Annotated in this window: 15 protein-coding genes; all 15 read right to left on the bottom strand. The window is 72.9% G+C overall.

Features of this window, described 5'->3' with window-relative positions:
* Positions 1 to 143: 143 nt before the first annotated feature.
* The 15 genes from ACFWW8_RS36830 to ACFWW8_RS36760 all read right to left on the bottom strand — a co-directional run bounded on the left by ACFWW8_RS36830 (position 144) and on the right by ACFWW8_RS36760 (position 16332).
* On the bottom strand, positions 144 to 1016 hold the full coding sequence (locus ACFWW8_RS36830; protein WP_386536839.1) for an NAD(P)H-binding protein: 873 nt from the start codon (positions 1014 to 1016) through the stop codon (positions 144 to 146).
* 44 nt (positions 1017 to 1060) lie between these two features.
* Positions 1061 to 2626 carry an acyl-CoA carboxylase subunit beta gene (locus ACFWW8_RS36825; RefSeq protein ID WP_386536837.1) on the bottom strand — a complete coding sequence of 522 codons (1566 nt, stop codon included), beginning with the start codon at positions 2624 to 2626 and terminating at the stop codon, positions 1061 to 1063.
* A 34-nt stretch (positions 2627 to 2660) separates the two neighbouring features.
* A complete protein-coding gene (locus ACFWW8_RS36820) occupies positions 2661 to 3629 on the bottom strand; it encodes an ACP S-malonyltransferase (protein ID WP_386536835.1) in 969 nt (322 codons plus the stop codon).
* Between the two features lie 28 nt (positions 3630 to 3657).
* Positions 3658 to 4434: a 4'-phosphopantetheinyl transferase family protein gene (locus tag ACFWW8_RS36815; RefSeq protein WP_386536834.1), complete on the bottom strand. Its 777-nt coding sequence runs from the start codon at positions 4432 to 4434 to the stop codon at positions 3658 to 3660.
* 91 nt (positions 4435 to 4525) lie between these two features.
* Positions 4526 to 5110, bottom strand: coding sequence for an NADPH-dependent FMN reductase (locus ACFWW8_RS36810; RefSeq protein WP_386536831.1), 585 nt, complete (start codon positions 5108 to 5110; stop codon positions 4526 to 4528).
* Between the two features lie 47 nt (positions 5111 to 5157).
* Positions 5158 to 6585 carry an MFS transporter gene (locus ACFWW8_RS36805; RefSeq protein WP_386536829.1) on the bottom strand — a complete coding sequence of 476 codons (1428 nt, stop codon included), beginning with the start codon at positions 6583 to 6585 and terminating at the stop codon, positions 5158 to 5160.
* Positions 6586 to 6648: 63 nt separating this feature from the next.
* The gene (locus ACFWW8_RS36800) at positions 6649 to 8928 is read right to left on the bottom strand and encodes an SDR family oxidoreductase (protein WP_386536844.1); all 2280 of its coding nucleotides are present in this window, start codon (positions 8926 to 8928) and stop codon (positions 6649 to 6651) included.
* Between the two features lie 62 nt (positions 8929 to 8990).
* The gene (locus tag ACFWW8_RS36795; protein ID WP_386536827.1) at positions 8991 to 9938 is read right to left on the bottom strand and encodes an aromatase/cyclase; all 948 of its coding nucleotides are present in this window, start codon (positions 9936 to 9938) and stop codon (positions 8991 to 8993) included.
* A gap of 53 nt (positions 9939 to 9991) precedes the next feature.
* Entirely contained in the window at positions 9992 to 10777 is a 786-nt protein-coding gene (gene fabG / locus ACFWW8_RS36790) for a 3-oxoacyl-ACP reductase FabG (RefSeq protein WP_386536824.1), read from the bottom strand.
* Positions 10778 to 10812: 35 nt separating this feature from the next.
* On the bottom strand, positions 10813 to 11082 hold the full coding sequence (locus ACFWW8_RS36785; protein ID WP_386536822.1) for an acyl carrier protein: 270 nt from the start codon (positions 11080 to 11082) through the stop codon (positions 10813 to 10815).
* A 181-nt stretch (positions 11083 to 11263) separates the two neighbouring features.
* Entirely contained in the window at positions 11264 to 12481 is a 1218-nt protein-coding gene (locus ACFWW8_RS36780) for a ketosynthase chain-length factor (protein WP_386536821.1), read from the bottom strand.
* On the bottom strand, positions 12478 to 13746 hold the full coding sequence (locus ACFWW8_RS36775; protein ID WP_386536818.1) for a beta-ketoacyl-[acyl-carrier-protein] synthase family protein: 1269 nt from the start codon (positions 13744 to 13746) through the stop codon (positions 12478 to 12480). Before ACFWW8_RS36775 ends, ACFWW8_RS36780 begins: the two co-directional genes overlap by 4 nt.
* Positions 13747 to 13783: 37 nt before the next feature.
* Positions 13784 to 14113: a TcmI family type II polyketide cyclase gene (locus ACFWW8_RS36770; protein ID WP_386536816.1), complete on the bottom strand. Its 330-nt coding sequence runs from the start codon at positions 14111 to 14113 to the stop codon at positions 13784 to 13786.
* Between the two features lie 20 nt (positions 14114 to 14133).
* Positions 14134 to 14793: a TetR/AcrR family transcriptional regulator gene (locus tag ACFWW8_RS36765; RefSeq protein ID WP_386536813.1), complete on the bottom strand. Its 660-nt coding sequence runs from the start codon at positions 14791 to 14793 to the stop codon at positions 14134 to 14136.
* Between the two features lie 63 nt (positions 14794 to 14856).
* The gene (locus ACFWW8_RS36760) at positions 14857 to 16332 is read right to left on the bottom strand and encodes an FAD-dependent monooxygenase (protein WP_386536842.1); all 1476 of its coding nucleotides are present in this window, start codon (positions 16330 to 16332) and stop codon (positions 14857 to 14859) included.
* Positions 16333 to 16736 lie beyond the last annotated feature (404 nt).

Genomic DNA, 16736 nt, shown 5'->3' with positions numbered 1-16736 from the left:
GCACCACTCCTTTGGTGCCTCCCCGGGCCTCGGGGGGGGTGGGTTGGGGGGTTTCGTTTCACTGCGGCCGAGTCGTTTGGGGTTTGTGGGGGGGGGGGGGGGGGGGGGCGGGGGGGGCCCCCCCCCCCACGGGGCTACACGGCCTACGCCTGCGGGCGGAACGCCGCGGCGTGCTCGTGGGCCCAGTCCCGGAAGGTGCGGGCCGGGCGGCCGGTGACGTCCTCGACGACGGTCGAGCCGAGCTCCGGCTCCTTGGTGAGCATCGCGAAGTAGTCCAGGGCGCCGTCCGCGTACGAGGGCGGCCAGCCGGAGCCGACCATGGCCGCGCGGGCGTCCTCGTGCTCCACGTCCTGCCAGCCCAGTTCCCGGCCGACGACCTCGCCGATGATGCGGACCTGCTCCTCCTGCGACAGCGCCTCCGGCCCGGTCACCAGGTACTTCCGCCCGCCGTGCCCCGTCCCGGCGAGGGCGGCCACGCCGACGGCCGCGAGGTCGCCCTCGTGGACCGAGGTGCGTACGGCGGCCCCGTACGGGAAGTACACCGTGCCGGTGGAGGTGATCTGCGGGGCGAAGCCGAGGGCGTTGGCCTGGAAGCCGGTGGTGCGCAGGAAGGTCCACTCCAGGGTGGTGGCCTCCAGCAGCTCCTCCAGGTAGGCGTGGCAGTTGTTGTCGACGCGCTCCAGGCCGATGTGCACGCCGATCGAGGAGACCAGGACGACCGTGCGGGCCGCCCGCTCGATCTTGCGGACCACGGCGGGCGCGGTCTCCACCGACGTGGTGAAGAACGGCCACATCAGGAAGACGCCGTCGACGCCGTCCAGGGCCGCGTCCAGGCTGTCGGGGTCGCGCAGGTCGCCCTCGTACAGTTCGGTGCCCTCCGGCAGCCGGCCGGTGTTCGGGTCGTCCTTCAGGACCAGGGCGCGGACCTTCACGCCCGCCGCCAGCAGCTGGCGCACGGCGTGCGGGCCGACGTTCCCGGTCGCCGCGGTGACCAGGACGGTCTTCTGCTCGGTCATGGGTGCCTTTCCTCGGGGTGCGGTGGGTCGGGGGCGGGGGGCGGTCACTGCGGCGGGTTGCCGTGCTTGCGCGACGGCAGGTCGGCGTGCTTCGCGCGGAGCATGTCCAGCGAGCGGATGAGGACGGAGCGGGTCTCGCGGGGGTCGATGACGTCGTCGATGAGGCCGCGTTCGGCCGCGTAGTACGGGTGCATCAGCTCGTCCTTGTACTCGGCGATCCGCTGCCGCCGTACGGCGTCGGGGTCGTCGGCCGCGTTGATCTCGCGGCGGAAGACGACGTTCGCCGCGCCCTCGGCGCCCATCACGGCGATCTCGTTGGTGGGCCAGGCCAGGGCCAGGTCGGCGCCGATGGAGCGGGAGTCCATGACGATGTAGGCGCCGCCGTAGGCCTTGCGCAGGACGAGGGAGATGCGCGGGACGGTGGCGTTGCAGTACGCGTACAGCAGCTTGGCCCCGCGCCGGATGATGCCGTTGTGCTCCTGCTCCACGCCGGGCAGGAAGCCCGGGACGTCGACGAGCGTGACCAGCGGGATGTTGAAGGCGTCGCAGAACTGCACGAACCGCGCGGCCTTCTCGGAGGCCTCGATGTCGAGCACTCCGGCCATGGCGGCAGGCTGGTTGGCGACGATGCCGACGACGTGTCCGTCGAGCCGGGTCAGGGCGCAGACGATGTTGGTGGCCCAGGCGGGGTGGATCTCGAAGTACTCGCCGTCGTCGACGACCTCCACGATGACCGAACGGATGTCGTACGCCTGCCCGGGGTCGGCCGGGACCAGGTCGAGGAGGGCGTCCGTGAGCCGGTCGGAGGGGTCGCCGGACCGCTCGACGGGCGACATCTCGCGGTTGTTCGCCGGCAGCAGCGACAGGAGGTAGCGCACGTCCTCGATGCAGTGCTCCTCGTCGTCGTAGGCGAAGTGCGAGACGCCGGAGACCGCGGAGTGGACGTCGGCGCCGCCGAGGCCGTTCTGGGTGATCTCCTCACCGGTGACGGCCTTGACGACGTCCGGGCCGGTGATGAACATCTGCGAGGTCTCACGGACCATGAAGACGAAGTCGGTGAGGGCCGGGGAGTAGGCGGCGCCGCCCGCGCACGGCCCGAGCATCACCGAGATCTGCGGGATGACGCCGGAGGAGCGGGTGTTGCGCTGGAAGATGCCGCCGTAGCCGGCGAGGGCGGAGACGCCCTCCTGGATGCGGGCGCCGGCCCCGTCGTTGAGGGAGACGAGCGGGGCGCCGGCCGCCTCGGCCAGGTCCATGATCTTGTGGATCTTCTGGGCGTGGGCCTCGCCCAGCGCGCCGCCGAAGACCCGGAAGTCGTGGGCGTAGACGAAGACCGTGCGGCCGTGGACGGATCCCCAGCCGGTGATCACGCCGTCGCCGTGCGGCTTCTTGTGCTCCAGCCCGAAACCGCTCGCGCGGTGCCGGCGCAGCGGCTCCACCTCGTTGAACGAACCCTTGTCCAGGAGCAGCGCGATCCGCTCGTGCGCGGTCAGCTTGCCCTTGGCGTGCTGGCGCTCGGTGGCGGCCTGGTCCGGGCCGCGCCGCGCCGCTTCCTTGATCTCGGTGAGCTCGTCGATCCGGCCCAGGATCGTGGCGTCTGCTGCGGGCATCGTCTTCCTCAACTCTCTTACGTCGATCGGGTGGTCAGGCGGCGGAGGCGTCGCGGCGCCGGGCGGCGAACGCGGCGACGGTCAGGTCGAGCTGGCGGGTGGTGCCGGTGGCCAGCGAGCGGGTGCGCGGCGCGATGCGGCGCCCCAGGCCCGTCAGGACGAGTCCGGGGCCCACCTCCACGAAGTGGGTGGTGCCGCGGGCGGCGAGCAGCCGTACCGTCTCGGTCCACCGCACCGGGCTGGTGAGCTGCGCGCGCAGCGCGACCACGGCCTCGGTGGCGGTGGTCACCTCGGTACCGGTGACGCTGGAGACCAGCGGGGTGCGGGGGTTGGCGAAGTGGGTGCCGATGAGCGCCTCGGTGAACTCGGCCTCGACGTCGCGGAGCAGGCTCGTGTGGAAGGGGCCGCCGGTCGGGATCTCCTGGACCCGTACGGCTCCCGCGGCGCGGGCCAGGCTGATCAGCCGGTCCACCGCGGCGGCCTCGCCGGACACCGCGGTCTGGCCCGGCTCGTTGTCGCCGGTGACCTCCACGACCCGGCCGGTGGCGCGGGCGGCCTCGGCGCACAGCCAGCGGACCTCGGCGCGGCTGAGCCCGATGACGGCGGCGGTGGCGCTGGGTACCCGGTCGTTGGTGGTGGCCACCAGTTCGCCGCGCAGCCGCACCAGTTCGAGGGCGTCGCTCCAGTGCAGTACGCCGGCGGCGGTCAGTGCCGTGTACTCGCCCAGGCTGTGGCCCGCGACCGCGTCCGCCCCGATGCCGCGGTCGCGCAGGATCTCGTACGTGATGAGACTCGTCAGGAACACGGCCGGCTGGGCGATCGCGGGATCGGCCAGTTCGGCGGCGGACCCGTACAGGCACAGCCGCGACAGGGGGATGCCGAGGAGGTCGTCGGCGTCGCGGAAGTAGCGGTCGGCGATCTCCGGCCGGGGCGCGTACAGGTCGCGGCCCATGCCCACGCGCTGTGAGCCCTGGCCCGGGAAGACGAAGGCGGTACGGGTCATGCTCTCGTGCCCTTCTGGTCGTGGGTCGTCATCGGTCGGCGGGTGGGTCCGTGCGGAGCGGGTCGGGAGCACGCAGCCACTCCCGGGACAGCCGGCGTACGTCGACGGTCCGCGGCGCGGTGGCGCGCACGGCCGCCGCGGCGACGTGGGCCGGCCCGCAGGGCACGTCGAGGACGGTCCAGCCGGCCGGGTGCGCGGCCCGGTCCCCGCCGAGGTAGTCCTGGGCGGGGGACCGCCTCAGGCCGGTGCCGATGCCCTTGAGGAAGGCCTCCTTGCGCGTCCAGGTCCGGCCGAACAGCCGGGTCCGGTCCGCGCCGTGCGCCCGGGCCAGCTCGGCGCGCTCCCAGGGGTGCAGCGCCGGCAGGCAGTACTCCACCGTCGCCGGGCGGGGCAGCCGCTCCACGTCCACCCCGACCGGTACGGCCGCGACGCCCACGAGGGCGATCCCGGCGCTGTGCGAGAGCGAGAAGTGCAGGGGCGGCGAGGACGCCGCGAGGGCGGGCCGGCCGTGTTCCCCGCCGCAGTCGGCGCAGCGTTCCCGTACGAACCGCAGCTGCCGCGGTGCGGTGCCGGTGTAGCGGCCGAGGAGCCGGCGCAGCGCGATGTGGGCGGCGGTGTAGAGGAGCCCGTCGTCGCGGCGGACGAAGGCGTCGGCGCGGCGCTGCTCGTCGGCGTCCAGGTCGGAGCGGTCCAGCTGCCCCGCCTCGGTGCCGAGCGGGCTGTGCACCAGCCACAGGTCGAGCCGGCCGGGCTCCACCGTGAACTGCGGTCGTGCCGTGTCCTGTCGGCCCGGCGCAGTGGTCATGTCCTCACCCCCTGGGCGGGCCGTGGTCGGGAGGGGAAACGGGGCGGGGAGGGGGTGCGCCGTGCGGCGGCGCACCCCTTCCACCGGTGGGTCAGGCCTGGTACGGCGTCTTGGCGCGGGCCTCGCGGAGCGCGTTCGCCCACCAGCCGAGCTGGTCCAGGAGCACCTTGGCGGCGCCGGCCGGGCCGGTCTCGTCCTTCGGCTTGCCGTCCTCGCCGAACTGCTCCCACGCCATGTGGAAGCTGACCGCGTCGCGGACGGTGACCGCGTGCAGCTCGGCGAAGATCGGGCGCAGCTGCTCCACCGACCGCAGGCCGCCGGCGAGGCCGCCGTAGGAGACGAAGCCGACCGGCTTGGCGCGCCACTGCGTGTAGTGCCAGTCGATGAGGTGCTTCAGCGAGGCCGGGAAGCTGTGGTTGTACTCCGGCGTCACGATGACGTAGGCGTCGGCCTGCTCCAGGCGGGGCGAGATCTTCGAGAGGATCCCGGCCGCCTCCTCGGACGGGTTGTGCGAGAGGGCGACGGGCAGCTCGTGGTCGGCGAGGTCGATCACGTCGACGATCAGGTCGGCGCGCTCCTTGGCGAGACCGGCGAACCACTCGCCGACGACCGGACCGAACCGGCCCTCGCGGACACTGCTGTTGATCACTGCAAGCCGCAGAGGCTCGTTCGACATGGGTGTTCCCTTCGTGGGGTGGAGAGGGTGGAGAGGGGTGTGGGGGGTCAGGGGGCGGCGCGGTGCGCCGCCCGCCGCGGCCGAAGACCGCGGAGTGCGAGGAGCAGGCCGAACAGGCCGACGGCCGTGACCAGCAGGAGGGACCGGGCGGGCCCGGAGGGGTAGAGCGCGGCGGCCGCCGCCGTCACCAGGGCCGCGCCCAGCTGGACGGCGGTCTGGTAGAGCCCGCTCGCCTCCGCCTGCCGGCCGTCCGGGACGGCGGCGGTGGCCTGGAGGTGGAAGGCGGTGAAGGCGAGGACGAACGCGGCGCCGACGAGCAGCATGGTGGGCAGGACGTCGGTCGCGTACGAGACGTCCGGACGGCCGTCGCGCGGGTACAGGGCGTACCCGAGCGGCGCGGCCGCGGCGCCGGCCGCGATCAGCCGGGCCGGGCCGAACCGGGCCGCGATCCGGCCCGAGTACAGCGCGGTCAGCGCGAGGGGAGCGCTGGCCGGCAGGAAGGCCAGGCCCGTCTCCAGCGGGCTCCAGCCGGCCCGCTGCTGGAGGTGCAGCGTGCTCACCAGGAGCAGCCCGAGGTACGAGCCGTTGAGCGCGCCGGCTCCCAGCGCGGAGCGCACCAGCGGCTCCCGGGCGAGCAGGTCGAGGCGTACCAGCGGGTGGCCGCCGGTGGTCTCGCGCCGGACGAACACGGCGGCGAGGACCGCCGCCAGGGCGAAGGCGCCCAGGGTGCGCGGGGCGCCCCAGCCGGCTCCGGGCACCGTGGTGACGGCGTACACCAGGGCGAGGACGGCGCCGGTCAGGCAGAGCGCGCTCGCCGTGTTGTAGCGGCCGGGAGCCTTCCCGCCGGCCTTCGCCCCGACCGCGTCCGGCCCGTCCGGCGCGGGCCCGTCCCGGGGGATCAGCCGCAGCCCGGCCGCGAACAGCAGCAGCGCGACCGGCGCCGGGAAGGCGAAGGCCCAGCGCCAGCTGACCTCGGTGAGGGCCCCGGACAGCAGCAGTCCGGCCGAGAAGCCGCCCGCTCCGAAGAGCGAGTAGACCGCCACGGCCCGGGAGCGGGCCCGCCCCTCCGGGAAGACGGAGGCGATGATCGCCATCCCGGTGGGGGCGGTCAGCGCGGCGCAGAAGCCCTTCACGACCCGGCTGGCGACGAGCACGTACCCGTCGTCCGCGAGCGCGCCGGCGAGCGAGGCCGCCGCGAACACGGCGAGCGCCGCGAGGTAGACGGGGCGGCGGCCCAGCAGCGCGACCAGCCGGCCGCCGAAGAGCAGCAGCCCGCCGAAGCCCGCCGCGAACCCGCTGACCACCCACTGCGCCTGGGGCGGCGCCAGGTGCAGGTCGTCGCCGATGGACGGCAGCGCCACCAGCGCGACCGACACCTCCAGGGCGTCGAGGAGCATGTTGCCCGCGAGAACGAACAGCAGGCCCCAGAGGGCGGGGGCCCTCGGCGTCGGTGTCGCGGTCGAGACGGATGTCATGGTCCTCGTCCTGGTTCGGTTCCTGGTGGGAAGGGGTCGGCGCGGCGCGCTCCGGCCGGCGGTTCAGCCGAGGAGGGTGCCGCCGGTGGCGTCGACGAACGAGCCGGTGATCCAGCGGGCCTCGTCGGTGGCGAGGAAGGCCACCACGTCGGCGACGTCGTCGGGCTCGCCGACCCGGTTGAAGGCGGACAGCCCGGCCATGGCCTCGACGGCCTGCGGAATGTCGAACACCGGGTTGCCGTTGCGGGTGATGCCCGGCGCCACGCTGTTGATGGTGATGTTGCGCGGGCCGAGGAGCTTCGCGAAGTGCAGCGCGAGCTGCTCGACGGCGCCCTTGGTCATGGCGTACGCGATCTCGTCCGGGTTCGCGAAGTGGGTCAGTCCGGAGGAGATGTTGATGATGCGGCCGCCGTCGGGCATGTTCTTCAGTGCCCGCTGGATGAGGAAGAACGGCGCCTTCGCGTTCACCGCGAAGAGCCGGTCGAAGACCTCGGGGGTGGTGTCCTCGGCCTTGACGCCGCCCATCACACCGGCGTTGTTGACCAGGATGTCCAGGTCGGTGCCGCCGGTGCGCTCCCGCAGGCCCTTCTCCAGGCCGAGGAACAGCTCGTGGACGTCGCCGGCCACGCCCAGTTCGGCGCGGACGGTGAAGGCCCGGCCACCGTCCTTCTCGATGGACGAGACGACGTCCTCGGCGGCCGACTCGTTCGACGTGTAGTGGACGGCGACGAGCGCGCCCTCCGCGGCCAGCCGGACGGCCGTCGCCCGGCCCATGCCGCGGCTCGAACCCGTGACCAGGGCGGTCTTGCCGTTGAGCCTGCCTGCCATGCCTGTTCTCCTTCGCTTCGCCGTCACTGCGGCTGATGCTGATGTGGATGCGGGTGAGGTCGCCGCGGCCGGTGCGGCCGTGCGCGGTGCGGCGGCGGCCGGTGTGCCGAACCAGCGGGTCAGGGCCGTGGTGAGACCCCCGGCGCCGTCGCCGGCGGGGTCGCCGGCCGGGTCGCCGGCCGCCCAGACGACGTGTCCGTCGGGGCGGACCAGTACGGACGTCCCGTCGGGGTCCGCCCCCGTGGCGACGACCGTGTCGACGAGGCCCGCCCAGGGGGCGGCGCGGTCCCGCAGCCCCGCGCCGTCGCCGCCGCTCAGCAGCAGGACGCCGCGCCCGGTCCGCAGCAGCGAGGTGCTGGTGACCGGCCCGTCCGCGGTGGTGAGCCGCCGGTGCGGCAGCCGGCGGCCGAGCAGCGGGTGACCGCCCGGGCCGACGTCATAGCGGATGTCGAGGCCCGCGACCATGCCGGCCAGGTGGGCCCGTACGTCCTCGTGTGCGACGAGCTCCGCCACGACCTGCCGGGCCGCCTCGACCTCGCCGGCGCCGAGCAGCAGCAGGGCCTGCGCCCGGATGTTGCTCAGGACCCGGGCGCCGACCGCGTGGCGCTCGGTGTGGTAGCTGTCGAGCAGCCCCTCGGGACCCCGCTCGCACACCTGGGCGGCCAGCTTCCAGCCGAGGTTGACGGCGTCCTGGAGACCGAGGTTGAGCGCCTGGCCGCCGATGGGCATCTGCTGGTGGGCGGCGTCGCCCGCCAGGAAGAGCCGGAAGTCGCGGTAGGCCGAGGCCTGTCGGGAGGCGTCGCCGAAGGAGTTCACCCACAGCGGGGTACCGCCGGTGATGTCCTCCCCGGTGACGCGCTTCCAGGTGTCGGCGACGTCCGCGAACGTCGGCGTACCGCCGCGCGGCACCGCGCCGAACTCGTGCACCATCACCCGGGTCACGCCGTCGGGACGCCGGGCCGCGATGGCGAGTCCGCCCTCCAGCCGCTGGAAGCGGCGGTTCGGTACGTCGATGCCGGCGACGTCCGCGCGCAGCAGCTCGCGGGTCGCGTCGGCCCCGGGGAAGGCGAAGCCGCCCAGGCGCCGCACCGCGCTGTTCTCCCCGTCGCACCCGACGAGGCACCTGGCCCGGAAGGACGCCGTCGTCCCGTCCGCGCGCAGCGCCCGTGCCTCGACGTGGTCCCCGGTCACGGTCAGCCCGGTCAGCTCGTGGCCGCGCCGGACGTCCGCGCCCAGGTCCCGCGCCCACTCCCCGAGCAGCTCCTCCATGCGGGTCTGCGGGACCTTCCACTGACCCGGGTACGGGCCGGGAAGGGTGAGGTCGAGCGGGATGCCCCCGAAGTGCCCGGCGACCTCCCGGGGCACCTCGCCCAGCGGCGCGAGGAGGCCGCGGGCGTCGAGGATCTCCATGGTGCGGGCGTGCAGGGTGGACGCCCGCGACTCCGTGGTCGGCGCGGTCAGCTTCTCGAGGACCACCACGTCTGCGCCGGCCAGCCGCAGCTCGCCCGCGAGCATCAGGCCCACCGGCCCGGCGCCGACCACGATCACCTGCGTGTGCGTGAAGTCCCCGGTCACGGTCAGACCGCCTTGGCTTCCGCGTACGCCTTGGCGTGGCCGAGCGTGGCGCGGCTGTTGGTGCTGAGCGCGGTGCGCACGTACTCCCGGGCGTCGGCGACGGTCGCCCCGGCGCCGAGGATGCGGGCGATGTTCTCGGTGTTGATGGTCACCGTGTGCTGGGAGGAGGCGGCGACGCCGTTGTCGTTCTCCGCGAACGTCCAGTAGCCGGTGTGCAGGGTCATCAGCGCCGGCAGGGTGACCTGCTTGTAGGCGATCTTGTCGTGCGGGAAGGTCACCCGGTACGACTTGGTGGTGTGCACCGAGCCGTCCTTGGCGCGGGTGTCCATCTCCAGGGTCTGCAGGCCGGGGACGTCCTCGTCCAGGCGCACCTTGGCGACGTGCGGGAGGCGCTCCTCCCACAGGTCGGCCTCGTTGATGAAGTCGTACGCGTCCTTGGCGGAGCCGTTGATCTGGACGGTGTCCTCGAAGGAGAACGTGAGGTCCTCGGCGCCGTGGACGCGTTCGATGTTCTTCTTCAGCGCGGCCAGCTCGGAGCGGGAGTTGCGGTCGACGGCCTCGTCGATCCACGCCAGGCCCGCCGGGTCGTCGTCGACGGCGCGGTAGTCGTGCAGCAGCCGGACCCGGGAGACCTCGGTGTTGACGGCCTCGATGATCCAGGTGCCGCCCATGGAGGCGATCGGGGGCGCGGAGACCTCCTGGCGGAAGGTGATCCGCAGGTTCTCCGGGTCGAGGGTGCGGCGCGAGGTCCAGTTCTTCGGCTCGCCGTTGGCAGTGGCCCAGATGCGGATGCGCTCGGTGCCCTCGCCCTGCTCGACGTGGTCGACGTAGACCGTGGGCGGGAAGATCTGCGGCCAGTTCTGCACCTCGGCGATCAGCCGGTAGACGGCGGCGGGCGGCGCCGAGATCCTGATCTCGTGCTCCACCTCGCGCGGGCCGGGTTGCGACATGCTCATGCTCCTTGGAAATCGGGTTCGTGGCGGCGGGCGGGCGGCGGGACGGCTCAGAAGTTGCCGAGGCCGCCGCAGACGTTGAGCGCCTGCGAGGTGATGGAGGCGGCGGAGTCCGACGCCAGGTAGCCGACCAGGCCGGCGACCTCCTCCGGCGTGGAGTAGCGGCCGAGCGGGATCTTCGACTGGAACTTTTCGAGGATGGCGTCCTCGGAGGCGTTGTACGCGGCCGCGTAGCCCTGGCGGACGCGCTGTGCCATCGGGGTCTCGACGTAGCCGGGGCAGACCGCGTTCACCGTGATGCCGGTCGGCGCCAGCTCGTTGCCCAGCGCCTTGGTGAAGCCGACGACGCCGTGCTTGGAGGCCGAGTACGGGGCGCCGAGGACGACGCCCTGCTTGCCCGCGGTCGAGGCGATGTTGATGATCCGGCCGCGGTCCTTGTGGCGCATCCCGCCGGTGTTCAGCACCGCGTGGGTCAGCCGGAACACGCTGTTGAGGTTGGTGTCGATGACGTCGTGCCAGAGGCTCTCGTCGATGTCGGCGGTGACGCCGCCGCCGCTGCGCCCGGCGTTGTTCACCAGCACGTCCACGGAGCCGAAGCGGTCGACCGCGGCCTGGACGAAGGCGATGGCGTCGTCGGTGGAGCGGACGTCGAGGGTCGTGCCGTCGACGTCCAGGCCCTCGGCCTGGAGCTCCTTGACGGTCTCGGCGACGTTGTCGGCGTTGCGGGCGCCGATGAACACCTGGTGGCCCGAGCCGGCCAGGAGGCGGGCCGCGGCCAGCCCGATTCCGCTGGTGCCACCGGTGACGAGGGCGACCCGCTTGTCCTGCTGCGACATGTCTCAGTACTCCAAGATCCGGGAAAGTGGGGAGGTCAGGCGGTGACGAGGTCGTCGAGGTAGCCGTTGATGGCCGCGACCAGGGCCCGCGGGGTGCGGTGGTCCGCGAAGACGTCGTCGTCGAGCGATATGCCGTACTCGCGCTCGATGCGGCCGCCGGTCTCCAGCAGCGCCAGCGACTCGTAGCCCAGCTCCTCGAAGTCGGTGTCGAGGATGTCGCCGTCGAGGTCGACGCCCTCGCCGGCGCCCGCGCCCTCCAGGAGGATGCGCTTGAGGTCTTCGGTGGTGAACTCCTGCTTGGACATGTGCTTCCTTGCCTCTCGTCGGTGCGTCGTGGGTACGTCGTGGGGGGGGGTGCCACCCGCCGGACGGCCCGGCTGGTGCGGGCGGTCCGGAGCGGGGCGGGAGAAGTGCGCGGGGCCGGGACGGGGCGCCCGCCGCCGGTCAGGGCAGTGGCGTCACGGCGGGCGCCGTCCCGTACGGCGTTCAGTGCGGGGCGCGCACCAGAACGGCCGAGTTGAAGCCGCCGACGCCGCGCGCCAGCACCAGGGCGCTGCGCAGCGAAGCGGTCCGCGGCTGGCCGGTGACCAGGTCGATCGCGTACTCGGGGGAGAGTTCGACGTTGGTCGTGGGCGGGATCAGGCCCTCGCGCATCGCGAGGACGGCCGAGACCACGTCGACCGGCGCGGAACCGGAGTACAGCCGGCCGGTCATCGTCTTGGGCGCGGTGACCGGGACCCCGTTCGGTCCGAAGACCGCGGTGATCGCGTCGGCCTCCTCGCGGTCGAGCCGCGGGGTGCCGGCGGCGTCGGCGAACACCACGTCGACGTCACCGGGCTCGGCGCCCGCGTCGGCCAGGGCCACCTCGATGGCGCGGCGCAGGCCCGGCTCGCGGCCGCTGCCCGGCTTCGGGTCGATGGTCGCCCCGTACCCGGCGATCTCGCCGTAGATCTTCTGCGCACCGCGGGCGCGGGCCGTCTCCTCGTCCTCCAGGATCAGCAGCGCACCGCCCTCACCGGGCACGTAGCCCGAGGCCGCCCGGTCGAAGGGCAGGTAGGCGCGCTCCGGCTCCTCGCTGGTGGACAGCCGGCCGCCGGCGATCTGCGCGACCCAGCCCCACGGGCAGATCGACGCGTCGAAGCCGCCGGAGAAGATCAGCTTGCTGCCCTTGCGGATCTGCCGCCGGGCCTGCGCGATGGCGTCGAGGCCGCCCGCGTGGTCGCTGACGACGACGCCGGAGGGGCCGCGCATGCCGTTGCGGATGGAGATCTGGCCGCTGTTGACGGCGTAGAACCAGGCGAAGGACTGGTAGGCCGAGACGTACTGGCTGCCCTGGCTCCACAGGTTCTTCAGCTCGTTCTGGCCGAACTCGAAGCCGCCCGAGGTGGAGGCGGTCACCACGCCCATGTCGTACTCGGGGATGTCCCCGGGCTTGACGCCCGCGTCCTCGAAGGCGCAGTCGGCGGCGACCAGCGCGAGCCGCGTCATCCGGTCGGTCTGCGGGATCAGCCGGCTCGGCAGGTGGTCCTCGGCCTCGAAGCCGCGGATCTCGCCGGCCAGGCGCGACGGGTACGGGGACGGGTCGAAGCGGGTGATCGGCCCGATGGCGTTCTTGCCGACGCGCGTGGCGGCCCAGAAGTCCTCCACGCCCAGCCCGTTGGGGGTGGCGACGCCGATACCGGTGATCACTGCCTTGGCGCTCATGACGCGCTCCTCTCAGGACGGGCCAGCACCATCGCGCTCTGGAACCCGCCGAATCCGCTGCCGACCGTCAGGACCGCGTCGGTGCGGTGGTCGCGCGCCACGAGCGGGACGTAGTCGAGGTCGCACTCGGGGTCCGGGGTGTGCAGGTTCGCGGTGGGCGGCACCACGTGGTGTTCCATCGCCAGGACCGAGGCGGCGATCTCGATGGAGCCGATGGCGCCCAGCGAGTGGCCCACCATCGACTTGATGGAGCTGACGGGCGTGCGGTACGCGTGGTCGCCGAGGCTCAGCTTGAACGCGGCCGTCTCGTGCCGGTCGTTCTGCTTGGTGCCCGAACCGTGCGCGTTGATGTAGTCGACCGACTCGGGGTTCATCCGTGCCTCGTCGAGGGCCACCCGGATCGCCTCGGCCATCTCGCGGCCGTCGGGGCGCAGGCCCGTCATGTGGAAGGCGTTGCAGCGGGAGGCGTAGCCGGCGATCTCGGCGTAGATGTGCGCGCCGCGCTTGCGGGCGTTCTCCAGCTCCTCCAGGACGAAGACGGCGGAGCCCTCGCCCAGCACGAAGCCGTTGCGGGTGCTGTCGAACGGCCGCGAGGCGTGCTCGGGGTCGTCGTTGCGCGGGGTCGTCGCCTTGATCGCGTCGAAGCACGCCATGGTGATCGGCGAGATCGGGGCGTCGGTGGCGCCGGCGATCATCACGTCGGCGGTGCCCTCGCGGATCAGCTCGACGGCGTGGCCGACGGAGTCCAGGCCGGAGGTGCAGCCGGTGGAGACCACCGTGGCCGGGCCCTCGGCGCCGACCGCCCAGGCCACCTCGGCCGAGAACGAGCTCGGGACGAAGTGGTTGTACAGGTGCTGCGGCGCGTAGGCGTGGTCCACCAGGTCGAGCCGGCCGTCGTCGCTGACCACGCGGTACTCGTTGTCGAGTCCGGTGGTTGCGCCGACCGCGCTGCCGATGGTGACGCCCGTGCGGTGCGGGTCGAAGCCGGCCAGGTCCAGGCCGCTGTCCGCGAGCGCCTCGCGGGCGGTGACCACGCCGAACTGCGCGGCGCGGTCCATGCGGCGGATCTCCTGGGGCGTCAGCCCGTGCAGCTCCGGGTCGAAGTCGGCCTCGGCCGCGATCCGGGAGCGGAAGGAGGAGGGGTCGAAGAAGGTGATGCCCCGGGTCGCTGTGCGGCCTTCGCTCAGCAGACTCCAGAAGTTCTTGGCACCGATGCCTCCGGGTGCCAGCACCCCGACACCGGTGATCACTACACGGCGGCCCACTAGCGGTGCCCTCCCATCATGTCGTGGCGGAGCGGCTTCACTTGGAGGCCGTCCAGTCGTAGAAGCGGGTGGCCATCGCGTCGGCCGGGGAGCGCCAGGTCAGCGGGTCGTACGCCTCGATGAACGGCTTGAGGTCCTGACTGATCCCGACGAAGCGGGGGTCCGACTTCGCCTGCTCGATGAGCTCGCCGCCGTTGTCGCCGTCGAAGTCCTGCAGGTGGAAGTACAGGCCCTTGTACGAGAACAGCTGGCGGCGCCGGGTGCCCATGCGGTGCGGCATCTCGGTTCCGTCGAACTCGCCGAAGAGCCGGGCGACCTCGGCGCTGGACTCCACGTCCATCCGGGCCACGATCAGGGTGCTGTGCATGTCTTCTCTCTTCCGTGGGGTCAGCGCGCGGCTGCGGGGCTGAACAGGCGGATGAAGTCCGCGACGCCGGCCGCGACGAGGGAGTCGGTCTCGAAGTCCGACAGCGGCAGGGCGCCGTGGAACGAGGCCTGGACGACGCCGCCCGCGACCAGCTGGATGAAGCGGCCGGCAGCGTGGTCGCTGTCGGGGATGTCGAGGAGTCCGGCGTCGCCGAGGCGCTCCAGCCGGCGCGCGAGCTCGCGCTGCGCCTGCCGGGGCCCGGACGTCTGCCACATCTCCACCACGCCGCCCGGGAGCCGGACGATCTCGGCGCCGAGGTGGCGTACGACGGCGAAGTGCTCGGGGAAGTCGGCGAGCGGCGAGAGCCACGCCCGCCCCAGCGCGGTCAGGTCGCGCTCCAGGTCCGTCACTTCGACCAGGTGGTCCTCGGCGATCACGGTCAGGGCCGCGGCGACGGAGGCAGCGCTGTCGAGCAGGACGGACAGCAGCAGCTGTTCCTTGTCCTTGAAGTAGTGCTCGACGGCGCCCTGTTCCAGCCCGGCTTCGTCCGCCACGGCCCCGACGGTGCTGTGCGTCCAGCCCTCGCGGGCGAAGACGGTACGGGCCGCGGCGACGACGGCGCGGCGCTCCTCGGCCGGACCGGCGGTGGGCCGGGCGATCGTTGCTTGCGTAGTGGCCATGGGTCTGTGCCTCCAGTGCTCTGGCTGGTGTGACTGCGTCTGCGGGGGCGGTCCGGGCTGGCCTCAGACCGCGAGGGGCTTGCCGAACCAGCGCTCCAGGGCCATCGGCAGGTCGTGGTGGCTGCCGGGCGCGGCCCAGGCCACGTAGCCGTCGGGGCGCACCAGCACGGCGGAGGTTCCGCGGAGGCCGCTCGCCCGGGTCAGCTCGGCCGGGTCCGCGGTGACGATGTCCACGCGGTCGGCCCAGCCGGCGGCCCGGGCGCGCAGCCGTGCGTTGTCCTCGAAGTCGAGCAGGACGCCGCGGGCGGAGTGCAGCAGCTCCCGGCTGGTCCGGCGGCGCTCTGCGACGGTCAGCTCCACCTGCGGCATGCGCCGGCCGAGGAGCGGGTGGTCGCCGGAGCCGACGTCGTAGCGGATCTCCAGCCCGCTCACCATGGCGGCGAGGTGCTTGGCGACGTCCTCGTAGCCGATCAGCTCGCCGAGCACGTCGCGCAGCGGCTGTACCTCCGGGCCGCTGAGGAAGAGCAGGCCCTGCGCCCGGGTGTTCATCAGCAGGCGCTTGCCGACCGCGTGGCGCTCGGTGTGGTAGGTGTCCAACAGGCCTTGCGGAGCCCAGCCGTTGACGACCGCGGCGAGCTTCCAGCCGAGGTTCACCGCGTCCTGGATGCTCGTGTTCATGCCCTGCCCGCCGGCCGGCAGGTGGATGTGCGCGGAGTCTCCCGCGAGCAGCACCCGGCCGCGCCGGTACTCGGTCACCTGCCGGGTCGCGTCGCCGAACGAGCTCACCCACACCGGCTCGGCGTGCGAGATGTCGTCGCCCGTCAGCCGCTTCCAGGCGTCCGCGACCTCCTGGAACTCCGGGGGGCTCTGGCGCCGGCGCGGCGGGGTGCCGCGCTCGCACACGATGATCCGGGTGACCCCGCCGGGCAGCGGGCCGACCATCACCATGCCGCCGGGCAGCGTCTCCCCGATCATCCGGGTCTCCAGCTCGATGCCCTTCAGGTCCGCGAGGAACATCTCCATCGTCGCGGGCGTGCCGGGGAAGTCGAAGCCGACCGCCTTGCGGACCATGCTGCGCCCGCCGTCGCATCCGACGAGGTAGGCGGCGCGCAGCGTCGAGACGCCGCCGGGGCCGCGGACCTCGACGGAGACGCCGTCCCCGTCGTCGTCGATGGACAGCACCTCGTGTCCGCGCCGCAGGTCGGCGCCGACGCTCGTCGCCCATTCCTCCAGGTGCGTCTCGGTCGCCGACTGCGGCACCGTCTTGGCGGCCTGCAGGGCCCCCTCCAGCACCGCGAAGTCGACGGGGATCCCGCCGAAGTGCCCGTGGTTGCTGGTCTCGACGTCACCGAAGCGGGGCAGGATGCCGCGCTGGTCGAACACCTCCATGGTGCGCGCGGTGAACCCGAGGCCACGGGACTCCCCCGTGCGCTGGGGGAGGCGCTCCAGAACGATGACATCGACCCCCGCGAGCCGCAGCTCACCGGCGAGCGTCAGCCCGGCCGGACCCGCGCCCACGACAATCACGGCAGCGTCCATGTACCTCTCCTCAGACATCTCAGGGTTCCTTTCAGCGGAAGCTGTTAATGAGTCTCCGCGATAAAGGAGAGGGCGACAATGCATTCCTATTCAAACCCCGGTGATATTTCGTCACGGGTTCGCGCATTATTCAGAGACTCATGAAAAGAACTACAGAGGAAGGAAAAGCGGCACGTCAGCCGCACCGGAATCCGCAGTCCGTCCGCAGCCGCCCGTACGCGTGAAGGCCCCGCCCGGACCGGAGTCCTGGCGGGGCCTTCACGTGGTCGCCGGCGGGGGCTGGAGGGCTCCAGCCCCCGTCGGCGCGGGGGTGCGGGGTGGGCCCGGGGCGCGGTCGGCGGTCCCCGGGCGGGCGTCAGTCCTTGATCTCGCAGATGAGGGCGCCTGAGGTGAGGGAGGCGCCG

This window comes from Streptomyces sp. NPDC058701, from assembly GCF_042715295.1.
GTDB lineage: Bacteria > Actinomycetota > Actinomycetes > Streptomycetales > Streptomycetaceae > Streptomyces.
Note: the sequence above shows the minus strand (reverse complement) of the source record. Positions and strands in the feature narration are given on the sequence as shown.

Bases quoted from the DNA above. Each gene is read 5' to 3' on its own strand.
- ACFWW8_RS36780 (WP_386536821.1), bottom strand. From the start codon at position 12,481: ATGAGCGCCAAGGCAGTGATCACCGGTATCGGCGTCGCCACCCCCAAC.
- ACFWW8_RS36815 (WP_386536834.1), bottom strand. From the start codon at position 4,434: ATGACCACTGCGCCGGGCCGACAGGACACGGCACGACCGCAGTTCACG.
- ACFWW8_RS36785 (WP_386536822.1), bottom strand. From the start codon at position 11,082: ATGTCCAAGCAGGAGTTCACCACCGAAGACCTCAAGCGCATCCTCCTG.
- ACFWW8_RS36820 (WP_386536835.1), bottom strand. From the start codon at position 3,629: ATGACCCGTACCGCCTTCGTCTTCCCGGGCCAGGGCTCACAGCGCGTG.
- fabG (WP_386536824.1), bottom strand. From the start codon at position 10,777: ATGTCGCAGCAGGACAAGCGGGTCGCCCTCGTCACCGGTGGCACCAGC.
- ACFWW8_RS36760 (WP_386536842.1), bottom strand. From the start codon at position 16,332: ATGGACGCTGCCGTGATTGTCGTGGGCGCGGGTCCGGCCGGGCTGACG.
- ACFWW8_RS36800 (WP_386536844.1), bottom strand. From the start codon at position 8,928: ATGCTCGCGGGCGAGCTGCGGCTGGCCGGCGCAGACGTGGTGGTCCTC.
- ACFWW8_RS36805 (WP_386536829.1), bottom strand. From the start codon at position 6,585: ATGACATCCGTCTCGACCGCGACACCGACGCCGAGGGCCCCCGCCCTC.
- ACFWW8_RS36795 (WP_386536827.1), bottom strand. From the start codon at position 9,938: ATGTCGCAACCCGGCCCGCGCGAGGTGGAGCACGAGATCAGGATCTCG.
- ACFWW8_RS36825 (WP_386536837.1), bottom strand. From the start codon at position 2,626: ATGCCCGCAGCAGACGCCACGATCCTGGGCCGGATCGACGAGCTCACC.
- ACFWW8_RS36770 (WP_386536816.1), bottom strand. From the start codon at position 14,113: ATGCACAGCACCCTGATCGTGGCCCGGATGGACGTGGAGTCCAGCGCC.
- ACFWW8_RS36765 (WP_386536813.1), bottom strand. From the start codon at position 14,793: ATGGCCACTACGCAAGCAACGATCGCCCGGCCCACCGCCGGTCCGGCC.
- ACFWW8_RS36830 (WP_386536839.1), bottom strand. From the start codon at position 1,016: ATGACCGAGCAGAAGACCGTCCTGGTCACCGCGGCGACCGGGAACGTC.
- ACFWW8_RS36810 (WP_386536831.1), bottom strand. From the start codon at position 5,110: ATGTCGAACGAGCCTCTGCGGCTTGCAGTGATCAACAGCAGTGTCCGC.